Annotated in this window: 4 protein-coding genes; 3 read left to right on the top strand and 1 reads right to left on the bottom strand. The window is 67.6% G+C overall.

Annotation, left to right across the window (positions count from 1 at the left end):
• The first annotated feature begins 62 nt into the window (after window positions 1-62).
• From AWB95_RS10525 to AWB95_RS10535, 3 genes are read left to right on the top strand one after another with little or no spacing between them, the layout of a single operon-like run.
• Window positions 63-5,072, top strand: a complete 5,010-nt coding sequence (locus AWB95_RS10525) for a non-ribosomal peptide synthetase (protein WP_062540120.1) — start codon at window positions 63-65, stop codon at window positions 5,070-5,072.
• A complete protein-coding gene (locus tag AWB95_RS10530; protein WP_062540121.1) occupies window positions 5,054-9,592 on the top strand; it encodes a non-ribosomal peptide synthetase in 4,539 nt (1,512 codons plus the stop codon). Before AWB95_RS10525 ends, AWB95_RS10530 begins: the two co-directional genes overlap by 19 nt.
• A complete protein-coding gene (locus AWB95_RS10535) occupies window positions 9,589-13,035 on the top strand; it encodes a non-ribosomal peptide synthetase (RefSeq protein ID WP_062540122.1) in 3,447 nt (1,148 codons plus the stop codon). The genes AWB95_RS10530 and AWB95_RS10535 overlap by 4 nt, the downstream gene beginning before the upstream one ends.
• Here AWB95_RS10535 and AWB95_RS10540 read toward each other — a convergent pair whose 3' ends face one another.
• Window positions 13,036-14,394 carry a SagB family peptide dehydrogenase gene (locus AWB95_RS10540; RefSeq protein ID WP_062540123.1) on the bottom strand — a complete coding sequence of 453 codons (1,359 nt, stop codon included), beginning with the start codon at window positions 14,392-14,394 and terminating at the stop codon, window positions 13,036-13,038.
• Window positions 14,395-14,400: the final 6 nt, after the last annotated feature.

The following is a 14,400-nucleotide window of genomic DNA, read 5'->3' on the forward strand; positions in this document are numbered from 1 at the left end:
GCTAAGGCGATGCTTTGGTGGCTGACGCGACTCGTGCAAACCGGATGAAGTGAGACCAGCCAATGACAGACAACGCCCAAACCGTGCAGGACCGCCGCAGGGAACTGCTGCGCAAGCGCATCGCCCAAATCGGCGTGCCGGCGGGTCAACCGGGCGAGCATGCGGCCATCCGCCCGGGCGAGCGTTATCCGCTGTCCACCGGCCAGCGCCGAATGTGGTTTCTGCAGGCCATGGATCCATCGGACGCCACGCTCAACATCTGCGTCGCCTACCGATTGACCGGCCCCCTGGACGAGGCCCGCTTTCGCAACGCCGTGAGCGAAGTCGTTGCGCGCCACGCGATTTTGCGCACCACCTATCGCGTCGACGACGTGGGCGAGCCGTATCAGGAATTCCACGACGACGTCCAGATTCCATGGCACACACACGATCTGGCCGGCCTGTCCGAAGAAGATCGAGATCGGCAACTCGAGGCGCTCGTGTCCGCCGAGTTCGGCAGGCCATTCGATCTCGGCAACGAACTGCCGCTGCGAGTGACCTTGGCGCGCACCTGTGCCGACGAATCCGTGCTGAGCCTTGTCGTACACCACATCTGCTGGGACGACGACTGCTGGGATCTCTTCTTCGGCGAGCTGAGCGCCGCGTACAACGGGCATTCGGCGGATGGCCAAGCGCCCCAGTATGTCGCGGTGGAGGTGCTCGAACCCTCTGCCGAACCTACCGAGGCCGACGTCGAATACTGGCGAAATTCCTTGCAGCCGATGCCCGATCCCGTGGAGCTGCCCGGGCCCGCGGCCGCAAATCCGTCGCGCCGCGCAGCACGCCGGACTAGCGCAGTGCCCGCCGAGCTGTTCGGCCGCGTCGAAACCTTCGCCCGCAAGCACGCCACCTCACCGTTCACGGTGTTGCTGGCGGCATTCGGGGTGCTGATCCGTCGCTACACCGGCGCCGCAGACTTTGTGGTCGCCGTCCCGGTCACCGAGCGCCGGGCCGCCGCACAGCACGCCATCGGCTATTTCGGTAACACGCTGTTGCTGCGGCTCGCCGCGGAACCGCACGATTCGTTCGCGTCGTTCGTCGACAGGGTTCGCGAGATCTGCCTGGGCGGCTTCGCGCACCAGTCTGTGGGCATCGACCGGGTGGTCAGCGAGGCGCATCCGGAGCGGACATCGGGGCGCGACGGCATGGCGCACCTGGTCCGGCTGGGCTTCAGCATGCGCAAGAGCGTCAGCGGATTCTCGTTGGACGGCATCGTCATTCGGCCACTCGAGCTCGCTGCGGTGGCCGCGCAGGTTCCGCTCGCGATGGCGATCGTGCTGGAGCCCGAGGGCGTGTTCACCGAGATCGAGTACCAGGTCGACGTGCTGCCCGGAGAACTCGTCGACCAGATGCTGGCCCATTACCTGCAGCTGCTGGACAGCGCCCTCGGTGAGCCAGCGCACCGGGTCACCAGTCTGGACATGCTCGGCGCCGGTGAGCGGGCCGCCGTGCTGGCGCAGTCCCACGGTGAACTCCTCGCCACGCCGGCCACCACATTGGTCGCCATGCTCGAGTCCGTCGCGGCCACCACGCCGGACGCGGTCGCGGTGGCTTCCGACGACGCAGAGCTGACCTATGGCGAACTGCATCGCCGCGCGAATCGCTTGGCGCGCTGGCTGATCGGGAAAGGGATCGGCGCGGAAGACGTCATCGGCCTGCGGTTGGCCACCTCCATCGAGTTCATCGTCGCCGTTCTGGCCGTACACAAGGCCGGTGCGGCGTATCTGCCCATCGATCCGGCATACCCGCAAGAGCGCATCGATTACCTGATCACGGACAGCCGTCCGCGCATGGTCATCGGCCGGCAGCAACTCGACGCCGCCGAAACGGCCGCCGCTCACTTGCCGGACGCCGCGATCACCGACGCCGAGCGTGTCCGCCCGCTACACCCGGACAACCTGGCCTACGTCATCTACACGTCCGGCTCGACCGGGCGGCCCAAGGGCGTCGCCGTCTCCCACCGTGCAATCGCCGAGCACGTCGACGGGTTCATCGCCGAGTGGAGCATGACCGCCGAAGACCGGATGTTGCAGTCGTCGTCGGTGAGCTTCGACGCGTCGTTGCCCGACATCTTCATGACGTTGTCGATCGGCGCCCGGCTGGTCGTTCCGAGACCCGAGGCGTTCGGCGACATCGACTACATCGCCGATCTCATTGACCGCCACGGGATCACGGTGGTGCACATGGTGCCGTCGTTGCTCAGTACGCTGCTGGCATTGCCGGAGGTCAAGCAGTGGCGGCAGCTGCGGCACGTGCCGGTGGGCGGAGAAGCGCTGCCGGGCCAGGTGGCCGACAAGTTCGCCACCTACTTCGACGCCCAGTTGCGCAACCACTACGGCCCGACCGAGGCAGTGGTCTGCTCGACACACAAGCTGGTGGAGCGGTCATACGGGACCGGTGTGGTGCCGATCGGCGTGCCGAACCGCAACGTGTACACCTATGTACTGGACCAGGAGTTGCAGCCGGTACCCGCGGAAGTCGTCGGCGAACTCTACCTTGGCGGTGCGCAATTGGCGCGCGGCTACCTCGGGCGCCCGGGCCTGACCGCCGAACGGTTCGTCGCCGACCCGTTCAATCCCGGGATGCGGCTTTATCGCACCGGCGATCTGGTCCGTCGGAACCTCGCGGGGGAGCTGGAGTTTGTCGGCCGGGCCGACGAGCAGGTCAAAGTGCGTGGCTTTCGCATCGAACCGGGCGAGGTCGAGTCCGCGATCACGTCGCATCCGGCGGTGCAACAGTGTCTGGTCCTCGCCACCGACACCGCAGCAGGGCCGGCGCTGGCCGCCTACGTGGTGCCCCGGGCGCCGCTGAACCTCGATGAGCTACGCGACCATGCCGCCACGCTGCTGCCGGATTACATGTTGCCCAGTGCGTTTGCCATGATCCCCGAGATTCCGCTGACCGTCAGCGGAAAGTTGAACAAGCGGGCGCTGCCGCCACCGACGCCGGTCGCGGCACGCGCCTACCGTGAGCCGGCCACGGCAACCGAGCGGCGGATCTGCTCGATCTTCGCCCGGTTGTTCGGCTGCGAGCGAGTCAGCGCCGACGACTCGTTTTTCGAATTGGGCGGTCACTCACTGCTCGCGGCACGCCTGGTCGCACAGATCCGTGCGGAATTCGGCGTGGAACTCGCGGTTCGTGCCGTGTTCGACGCGCCGACGCCGGCCGGATTGGCGGCCCGGCTCGTTGAGCAGTTCCGTGCGGAGTTCGATATCGACCTCGACGACCTGGACGCCGACGAGACATTCGACGATGCGGCGGATTCGGGGCGTCCGGAACTCGTCGCGGCCGCGCGACCCGAGCGGATCCCGCTGTCCTACTCGCAGCTCGCCGCCTGGTTCCAGTACCGGATGGACGGCGCCCGCGATGCCTTCAACCTGCCGCTGGCGCTGCGGTTCAGTGGTCCGCTGGACACCACCGCGCTGGCGGAGGCGCTGAACGACGTGGTGGCCCGCCACGAGGCGCTGCGCACCAATTTCGTTGAGCACGAAGGAATTCCCTACCAATTCGTACACCCGACGCTGGGTGTCGAACTACCCGTCCGGAAGGTCGGGTCGGCTCAGGTCGACGAGATGATCGCCGAGCTGCGTCGTGAAGTCTTGACACCCGAGGCCGGACCGTTGATCCGGGCCACCCTGCTGGCCGTCGACCGGGACACTCATGTGCTGCTGGTGATCGTCCACCACATCGTCGGCGACCACGCTTCGCTCGGAATCATCTACGACGACCTCGTCACGGCCTACCGGGCACGGCTGGCGGGGCAGCCGCCGCAGTGGAGCACGTTGCCAATCCAGTTTGTGGACTACGCGCTGTGGCAGCGCAACGCCTTTGATACGCCGAGCGGGTGGGGCTGCTCCGAGATCGACTATTGGCGCGAGGCACTGGCCGGCCTGCCCGACGAGACGTCGATAGTGCCAGACCGCGAACGCCGACAGGTCATCGGGAAGCGCGGGGAAGTCGCGACGTTCACGATCTCCGCGGCCCAGCGGGCGGCCCTGGCGCGCCTTGCCGAGCACAACGGCGCCACGGAGTTCATGCTGTATCAGGCCGCCGTCGCGGTAGTGGTACACAAGCTCGGTGGCGGCGCGGACATCGCGCTGGGCAGCCCGGTCGCCTCCCGTGTCGAGCCGGCCACCGTTAACCTCGTCGGGCTCTTTGCCAACATCGTGGTGCTGCGCAACGACCTGTCCGGCAACCCGAGTCTGCGGGCCATGGTGGCGCGCAGCCGCGACATGGTGCTCGACGCGTTCGCGCACCAGGAAGTCCCCATCGAACGCGTTGTCGAGGCGGTCAAACCGGCGCGCTCGCGATTCCGTAACCCCTTGTACCAGAACACGATCCATTTCCGCGGCCCGGACTGGGCATCCACACCCCGCGACCTCACCGCAACGGGTCAAACCACCGTCGCGGCGCTGCCGATGGATTTCGACGTGTCGCTGCTGGACCTGGACGTAAGCATGCACGTGACGTCGCACGGAGAACTCGACGTGCGGGTCGTCGCCAACTCCGATCTCTACGAACCGCAGACCGTTCGGCTCATCGCCGACGCGCTGAAAGCCGCCCTCGACGCGTTCGCGACGACACCGGATTGTCCGGTATCGACCGTGGACCTGCTGGCACCCGCGGACTTGGCGAAAGTACTGGCCCCGCCAAAGCCCGCCACCGCCGGCCCGTCGCAGCCGGCGCGCCACGGCTCGGCGGAAACCGAGCGGCGCCTGATCGCGATGCTGGAGGTGCTTCTCGACATCACCGGCGTCGAGGGCGACGACAACTTCTTCGCCCTGGGCGGCGACAGCATCATCTCCATCAAATGGTCGGCGCAGGCGGCCGCGCAGGGTCTGACCCTGACACCGGCAATGGTCTTCGAGCACATGACCATCGGCGAGCTGGCCGCGGCCGTCGACGCAGCCGCCGATCAGCCTGCGCGTCAGGAGGATCCGACGTCCGAGCAGCAATACACGCCGATGAGCGCATCCGGGCTGAGCGCCGATGCGTTGGCCGAGCTCACCGCGGCATGGCAAGAACAGTCGTGAGCAGCGCGCCGCCGCAGATCGAGGACGTGCTGGCCCTCACGCCGCTGCAGGAAGGGTTGTTTGCGCTCTACCGACTGGCCGAGGACAGCGTCGACCTGTACAGCATGCAGTTCGTGGTCGACATCGACGGGCCGGTCGACGTGGAACTGCTGCGCCGCAGCGCGCAGGCCATGCTGGACCGGCATCCCAACCTGCGGGCCGCCTTCTGGGATCGCGGAGTAGAAAAACCGGTTCAGATCGTGCCGGCCCAGGCAGCGTTGCCGTGGTCCGAACGCATCGCCATGCCAACGGAATTCGACGCCATCGCACGATCGGAGCGGCGCCGCCGGTTTGACTTGAGCCGCGGCCCGGCGCTGCGCGTCCTGCTGCTCAGCGTGCCGGGCGAGACCAGGCGGCGGATGATCTTCACCGCGCATCACATCGTGGTGGACGGCTGGGCCCTGGCGGTGTTCTTCACCGAAATGCTCGCCGTGTACCGGGCCGGCGGATCGCTTCAGGCCCTGCCGCCGGCGCGGCCCTACCGGGACTACATCGTCTGGCTCGCCGGGCAGGACAAGGCGGCGGCGTTGGCGAAGTGGCGGGAATACCTGCAGGGTGCGTCGGGGCCCCTGATGGTGGCCGACACCACCGTGATTGCCGGCGAGCGCACCCCGGAAAAGGCGACCCTGCTGCTGCCGCCCGCCGATGCGACGCGGCTGCGCTACTGGGCAAACAGTTCCGGGATCACGCTGGGAACCGCGGTCCTTTTCGCCTGGGCCGTCGTGCTCGGCAGGATCACCGACCGGCGCGACGTCGTGTTCGGCACCATCGTTTCCGGCCGCCCGGAGAACTTGGCCGGTGTGGAGAACATGGTCGGGTTGTTCATCAATGCCGTGCCGGTCGTGCACCGGCTCGGCGACGCCGAATCGGTGGCCGGGCAATGCCTGCGGTTGCAGCGCGAACTGTCGACGATGCGCGACATCGGCTATTTCAGCCTGTCGGAACTACAGCGCGCGCACGGCCAGGGCAACCTGTTCGACAGCATGTTCGTGTTCGAGAACGCGCCCATCGAAGATGCCATCAAAACGGTGACCGAACCCGACGGCGCACGCTTCACTCCGGTGGAGATGGAGAGCCTGACGCACTATCCGCTGACCGTGGTGTCGCACCTGAGCGACGACGCGCTGGTGGTGGTCGTCGAAGCGATTCGTGAAGCGCTGCCGCATCTTCCGGCTGCCGAGCTCGGCGAACGACTGCTTGCCGTGTTGCGTCAGCTGCCCGATGCCGGCGAAAGCACTCCCGATGCACTGGACATTCTCACACCGGCCGAGCGTGCCGAACTCTGCGACATCGCGGTGCGGCCGGCGCCGGCCGTGGAGCACGCGACGGTATGGGAGATGTTCGAACGGCAGGTGCGCGCCACCCCGGAAGCCGACGCGCTGAGCGCCGGCAGTGGTGAGCTGTATACCTATTCCGAACTGTACGCACAAGCATGCCGGCTGGCGGGCGAGCTGGCCGCCCACGGCGTGGGCCCGGAAACGGTGGTCGCGCTGGCGCTGCCACGTTCGCCGCGATACATCGTCGCCATCCTGGCTGTTCTCGCCGCCGGCGGCGCCTACCTCCCGGTCGACATCACACTTCCCGAGGCACGCATCGAATCCATTGTGTGTCAAGCTAATCCGACGCTGGCGATATCCGACGTCGGCTACCACAAGCTGCTGCCCGCCGGGTTGCCGTCGGTGCTCCTCGACGACAACGATGTCTCCGAACGGATTTCGTGTTTCCCCGTCGCCGCACCCGCAGTTCATCGCCACCCCGAGCACAGCGCCTACGTCATCTTCACCTCCGGTTCCACCGGTGAACCCAAAGGCGTTGTCGGCACCAACGCCGCGCTAATCGGCTACTTCGCCGATCACCGAGAGCGCGTCTACCAGCCGGCCCGGGAGCGGCTCGCCCGCCCGCTGCGCATCGCGCACGCCTGGTCGTTCAGCTTCGACGCTTCCTGGCAGCCCATGGTCGGCCTGCTCGACGGACACGCCCTGCACCTGTTCGACGCCGACGAGATGCGCGACGCCGACCGGCTGGTGCGCGGGATGGCCGCACACCGCATCGACATGATCGACACCACCCCATCGATGTTCGCCCACCTCCGTGCCGCAGGCCTATCGGACAGCCCGCTGTCGGTGCTCGCCCTGGGAGGTGAAGCGATCGACGCCGCGCTATGGGAGCAACTGCGCGCGTTGGCGCCGACCGCGGCTTACAACTGCTACGGGCCCACCGAGATGACGGTCGAGGCGGTGGTGGCCCCGGTCCGGGACTACCCCGCGCCGACGATCGGCACGCCGAATGCCGGAACCGTTGCCTACGTGCTGGATTCGGCGCTCCGGATGGTGCCCACCGGGGTGATCGGCGAGCTGTATCTGTCGGGCGCGCAGCTTACCCGCGGCTATGCCGGCCGGCCGGCGCTGACCGCCGGCCGCTTTGTGGCCGACCCGCTGCGCCCGGGACAACGCATGTATCGGACCGGTGACCTGGTCCGCCGGCTCCCGCACGGCGGCTACGCCTATATCGGCCGCGGCGATACCCAGGTCAAGATCCGCGGCTACCGCGTCGAAGTCGGCGAGATCGAGGCTGCGCTGCGCGGCCGGCCCGAGGTGCACGATGCGGCGGTTTCGGTGCTGCGCCGTGGCGGCGGCGCCCAATTGGTGGGTTTCGTTGTGTGGCAGGACAACTCCGTAGGCGACGCGGTCCGGCTGCGGGCCGGCCTCACCGAGCTGTTGCCGCTGTACATGGTTCCGGCGCGAATCGTCGCACTGCCTGCGCTGCCGGTGAACGCCAACGGCAAGCTGGACGGCCATGCCCTGGCTCGGCTGGCGGAGGAAGCGTTCAGCGGCGACGGGAACGGCGCGACGTCGGCGAGCACCGAGACCGAACGATTGCTGTGCGAAGTATTCGAAGAACAGCTGGGCGGCACCACGCCGCACCTCGACGACGACTTCTTCTCGCTCGGGCTGGACAGCATCGTGGCTATCTCGTTGGTGCACAAGCTTCAGCGGCGCGGCCGCACCGTCAGTCCACGGATGGTGTTCGCGTACCCGACAATTCGCCAACTCGCCGCCGCCATCGACGACGGCGCAGGCTCGCCCGCGGCTGCCGAGCACGCCGAATACGGCGAAGTGCCACCGCTGCCCATGGTGTCCTGGCTCTACGAGTACGGCAACTACCGTCGCTTCACCCATACCGTGTTGCTGCGCCTGCCCACCGACATCGACGAATCGTCGATCCAGTCGATGCTGCAGTTGCTGCTCGACGGCCACGACACATTGCGCTCGACCCTGCACGACACCCCGGAGGGAACGCGACTGATCACCCGTCCACCCGGTGTGATCAGTGCCGCCGACATCCTGACTCGTGTCGAGCTGGCGACCGACGCCGAAAACACCTCGGCTATCACACGTCATGCTCGCCAGGCCAATGACGCGATCGATCCCCGTCGCGGGCAGATGGTGCGGGCGGTCTGGCTCTCGGGCGCCGATCGCGCACCGATACTGCTGATCTCCGCCCACCACTTGGTGGTCGACGTCGTCTCCTGGCACATCATGCTGGGCAATCTCGCCGAGGCGTGGCGCGCCGTGCAAGCCGGTGCGGCGCCGAAAACGCTGCCGGAGTTTACCTCCTACCGCCGGTGGTCGGAGCTGATGTGGCGGCGGGCCGCGACGGCGGAGGTGGCGGCGCAGCGCGACTACTGGGCTGCACAGGTCCGCGATCCCGACCCCGCGCTGGGTGTGCGGCGGCCCGACCCCACCCGCGACACCTGGTCCACCCTTCGCGTGACCCCGGTCGTCACACCGGTCGAAACCACCGAGCGTGCGCTCGCCCGCGCGGAGCGCGTGCGCGAATTCCTGCTCACCGTCACCGCGATGGCGGTTGCGAGTTGGCGCCGGGCACGCGGCCAGGACCCGGCTCCGGGCACGCTTCTCGCGCTGGAAAGCCACGGGCGGGCCGACGCCATCCTCGACACCGACACCACGAACACTGTCGGCTGGTTCACCACGGCGTTTCCGGTGCGCCTCGGATCGGGCGGGTCCGCGGTCGACGTCGAGCAAGCCGAACACGATCCGCACGCGGCGCGCGCGCTCTTCGACTCGGTGGCCGCACATCTGAGCGCAATCCCGCACGACGGCCTGGATTACGGGCTACTGCGTTACGTCGAGCGCGTCCCCGAATTGCAGGACGCCGAACCTCAGATCCAGTTCGGCTATCTGGGACGGTTGGACTTCAGCGGCGTCAGCGATCAGCCGTGGTCGTTGCTGACCGAGCCCTACATCGGTGCGCTGCCGGTCGACCCCGAACCCGACCTGCCGCTGCGTTTCGCGCTGAACATCAGCACGCTGGTGGGAACGACGGAGCAGGGCTCACAACTGATCACCAACCTGCGCTGGAGCGATGCGCTGTTCAGCGCCGCCGACATCGACGTGCTGGCGGGTTTTTGGCGGCGCGGCGTCGAAGCGCTGGCAGCTGGCCTGGAGCGCAAGTCATGATCAGCAGGGACGAGATCAGGGCCACGGTGGCGGCCCAACTCGACTGCGCCGCAGCAGATGTGGCCGACCACGACGATCTCATCCAACTGGGGCTCAACTCGATCCGGATGATGGCGCTTGCGGGAGGGTGGCGCAAACGCGGGGCCGACATCACGTTCGCGCAACTCGCGGCCAACCCCACCGTCGAGTCGTGGCACGGCCTGCTGGTGGAGGGAGCGGCCGGCGCGGCGCAACCGGTTCCCGACGAGCCCGTCGCGCCAGAGGACACCCCCTTCCCGTTGGCCACCATGCAGCACGCCTACTGGATCGGGCGCTCCGATGAACAACAGCTCGGCGGGGTCGCGGCCCACCTCTACGTCGAATTCGACGGCAGCGCAGTGGACCCCGCGAATCTGGAGGGAGCGGTCGCCGAGCTCGTCGCCACCCATCCGATGCTTCGCACCCGGTTCCTCCCCGACGGGACGCAGCAGACCATGCCCAGGCCGGCTCGGCCGGTGTTCCACGTCGTCGACCTGCGCGGGCAAAGCACCGAAGCCGTCGACGCCACGCTCGCACAGTTGCGCGACCGGAAAACCCACCAGCGCTTGGCAATAGCAGACGGTCAGGTCATCGACGTCACGCTAACCGTGTGCGACGGCGACCGCACCCGCCTGCATCTGGACATCGACATGCTGGCCGGAGACGCGATGAGCTACCGGGTGCTGGTTTCCGACCTGGCCGAGTTGTACCGCGGCGCCCCCGTGGCGGCGCCCGGCTACACCTACCGGCGCTATCGCACCGAGCACAGCGGCGACAACGCGGCACGGGAGCGCGACCGGCATTGGTGGCAGCAGCGGATAGCCCAGATGCCCGGTGCGCCCGAACTCCCGACCGTGCCAATGAACTCCACGGCGTCGGATCGCACCGTGCGTTACGCGCACTGGCTGGGACCCGACGCCAGGCAACAGCTGCTGGCCGGCGCGCATCGCCGCGGCGTCACACCGGCGATGGCCGTCGCTGCGCTGTTCGCAGACACCATCGGCGGCTGGTCCGCGCAGAGCAGGTTTCTGCTGAACGTGCCGTTGTTCCACCGTGACTCGGTGCACCGCGACATCGACCGGGTGGTGGGCGACTTCACCTCGTCGGTCATGCTCGAGGTAGACGTCACCGAGAACGTCTCGGTCACCGACCGCGCCCGCGAGATTCAGCGCCGGATGTACGAAAGCGCCTCCCACGCAGCCTATTCCGGGCTTGACGTGCTGCGTGATCTCGGCCGACACCGCGGCGAACCCGTACTGGCGCCCGTCGTGTTCACCAGTGCGCTCGATCTCGGTGAGCTGTTCGCCGACACAGTCATCGACACCTTCGGCGAACCGGTGTGGATCGTCTCGCAGGGCCCCCAGGTCTTGCTAGACGCCCAAATCACCGAATTGCGTGGGGGTTTGCTGCTCAACTGGGACGTGCGCGAGCCGGCATTCCCGCCGGGACTGATCGACGCCATGTTCGCCAGATTCACCGACGCCGTCGAACGCCTTGCCGAGGGCGACGCGGGCTGGGACGCCGAGGCGTCGGCGCGATTGCCGAGCGAGCAGGCGAAGGTGCGTGCAGCGGTCAACGCGACCGACGGCCCGGTCAGCGGCCGGTGCCTGCACCAGGGTTTCTTTGACCATGCCGCCGCCGATCCGGAGGCGCCGGCGGTGGTGTGGGGACTCGGCGACGGCGCGGGCGCATGGAGTTACCGGGAGCTCGCAGAACGCTCGCTCGCGGTCGCGGGCGCCTTGCATGCCCGAGGTGTGGGTCGCGGTGACGCCGTCGCCGTCCAACTCCCCAAGGGGCGCGACCAAGTGCTGGCCGTGCTCGGCGTACTCGCTGCCGGAGCAACGTATGTACCGATCGGATTCGATCAGCCAATTGCGCGGCGCGCCAAGATCCTTCAGACGGCCGACGTCGTCGCAGCACTCACCACCGAGGGTGTCCAGATGGAGTCGGTGCCGTGCCTGTCCATCGACGACGCGGGCAAGCACCCCGCACCGCTGCCCGCGCCGGTCGTACCTGACGCCGACGACATCGCCTACGTGATCTTCACCTCCGGCTCCACGGGGCTGCCCAAGGGCGTCGATGTGCGCCACAGCGGGGCGATGAACACGATTGACGCCGTCAACGCGTGGTTCGGCGTCGGCAGCGCCGACCGGGTGCTCGCGCTGTCCGCGTTGGAGTTCGACGCGTCGGTCTACGACATCTTCGGCATGTTCTCGGTGGGCGGCTCGCTGGTTGCGGTCGACTCCGAACAGCGCGCCGCGGCCACCACCTGGGTGGAATTGCTTCGCGAGCATCGGGTTTCGGTCCTCAACTGTGTGCCGAGCATGCTCGACATGATCTTGGAGCTCGGGGGCGACCGGCTCGGTGACTCGTTGCGAGCAGTCACCCTCGGCGGTGACTGGGTCGATGCCGACCTTGCGCGCAGGCTCGCCAGGCAAGTCCCGGGATCCCGGTTCGCCGGTTTGGGCGGTGCGACCGAGACGTCGATCCACCACACGATCTGCGAGGTCGTCGGCGAACCACCAGCGAACTGGGCGACGGTGCCGTTCGGCGTTCCGTTACGCAATGTGCGGTGCCGGGTGGTCGCGCCGTCGGGCCGCGACTGCCCCGATTGGGTCGCGGGCGAACTGTGGGTCGGCGGCGCGAACGTCGCCGCGGGATACCGCAACGACCCCCAGCGGACCGCGGAACGCTTCGTCGAGTACCAGGGTGTTCGCTGGTACAAAACCGGTGACATGGCCAGGTACTGGCCCGACGGCACCATCGAGTTCCTGGGCCGCGCCGACAACCAGGTCCAGATTCGCGGTTACCGCGTCGAACTCGGCGAGGTCGAGAGCGCACTGCGCACCGTGCCCGGGGTACGCGACGCCGTCGCTGTTGTGGTCGGCGACGCGGCACCCACGCTGGTCGCCGCGGTTTCAGGCGAGGTGGGCTCGGTCGACGACGTTGGTGCGGCGGTGGCGGAACTGTTGCCGGGCTACATGGTTCCCAAGCGCATCGTGGTATTCGACCGAATTCCCTTGACGTCCAACGGAAAACTGGACCGCAAAGCGGTGATTGGGCAGCTCGAACCGGAGACCGCCACAACCGATGACGGCGCGCCAGCCAATGACGTCGAGGCGGCGCTCGCAGCGATTGTCGCCGAGGTACTGGGCGTGGATTCGGTTGGCGCGCACCACGACTTCTTCGCCATGGGCGGCGATTCGGTGCTGGCTACCACCGTGATCGCACGCGTGCGCGACTGGCTGGAAATCGATCATGCGGTGGTCGCCGATCTCTTTGCCGCCCGTACCGTCGCCGGGTTGGCCGAGCGGCTGGGTGAACGGGAGGCTCAGCGCGGTACGCCGGATCGCCTGGCCGTGATCGCGCGCGCTTACCTCGAGGTTGCGGCACTGACCGACGAAGAGGTTCTCGCCCAGGAGTAGTCAGGCGACAGAGCCCACGATGATGCTGCCGACGTTGCACTCCTGGCGTTCGTCGACTCCGGTGGCCGCGACAAACGCTGCGGCGTCACCGAAGCCCTGGGCGCACGCGCCGAGGCCCATCGCGGTTGCCGCCAAATAGATCGTCTGCATCAGGACGCCGACATCTTTCAAAATGGCGGCGTAGCCGATCTGCTCGTAGGTCCACATGATGCGACCGCTTCGTGCGGCCATCGCGATGAGCACCTGTGGCTCGGCGCCACCGGTCAACGTCGCCGAAGCCGGTTTGACAAGCCGGGACACGGCTTGCGACTCCGTGCCGGCCACTGGTCGCAGCACGTGGTCGAACGAGTCGTAGTGGTACATGCCCGGTTGTAGTCCGGCGACATTGCGCACCACCGGGTACAGCTCGAGTTCGTAGAGACCGCCGCCGGACGGGTAAGGCCGCGACAGCAGTTCCTCGCCAGGGCCGACCGGCTGGGTTCGCCGCGTGCGTGCGGTGCGGTACAGCAACTCGCCGAGTTGTTCGACGGTGATCGGATCGGCGTCGTCGAAGGTTCTGGTCGAAACACGGTCTTCGAGAACAGCTGTCAGTGTCGGGTCTTCGGTTCGTTTGGCCGCCAGGTCGGGGGCGAACAGGTCGATCGGTTCGCCGGAGTAGTTCGGCCGGCGCGCAGGTGGCTGCGGGAATCGGTCCTTGGCCCACTTGGTCGGCCCGAAATGCTCCCAGGTGACCGTGCGTTCACCGAGCGTGCTGCGGCGGTGAAACCACAGGTCCGGTGTGCTCCAGGCCAGCGAATCGAAGCTGCGGTCTTCCTCGCCGGCCGGCCGCCGGAAGCCGCACCAGTGCAGGTCGTCGACGAACTGTGCGGCAACGGCAGCCCGCACAGCCGGGTCGGCCGGCACGGGACCGTCGAGCAGCGGGAGCAGAGCCGGATCATGGATCCGTATATCACACCACGCCAGCGGATGCTCCAACACGAAGCCCTCTGAATCTCGGTGTAGCACAGCGAATTTCGACAGAGTGGTATCTGGCGACGGTGATTTTGGACGTGCGGCGGGTTGGCCGAACGGGACTATGGAGTACAGCTCGCGCGTGCCGTCGCGCACCGTGACGGTCAGCCAGCCGCCCGCGGTGAGCTGGTCTACGAGCGCGCCGATGTCGCCGCCCTCCGACAGTTCCGGAATGGTTGCCGGCCCGAGGTTGAGGGTCTTGAGCACGCGCAGCTGACCGGGGCTGGGTCGGGTCAGCTTCTCGCTGCGGGGAGGATTCAGCAGTACTGCGCCCGCGGGTGTGGTCAGGCATGTGACGCCGGACCGAAACGCATAGGTGGTCTGATCGGGGTACCTGACGGCGGACAATCCGCG

It is taken from the genome of Mycobacterium celatum, from assembly GCF_002101595.1.
Lineage (GTDB): Bacteria > Actinomycetota > Actinomycetes > Mycobacteriales > Mycobacteriaceae > Mycobacterium > Mycobacterium celatum.

Excerpts from the sequence above, each read along its gene's own strand:
- AWB95_RS10525 (WP_062540120.1), top strand. The coding sequence starts at position 63 with ATGACAGACAACGCCCAAACCGTGCAGGACCGCCGCAGGGAACTGCTG.
- AWB95_RS10530 (WP_062540121.1), top strand. The coding sequence starts at position 5,054 with ATGGCAAGAACAGTCGTGAGCAGCGCGCCGCCGCAGATCGAGGACGTG.
- AWB95_RS10535 (WP_062540122.1), top strand. The coding sequence starts at position 9,589 with ATGATCAGCAGGGACGAGATCAGGGCCACGGTGGCGGCCCAACTCGAC.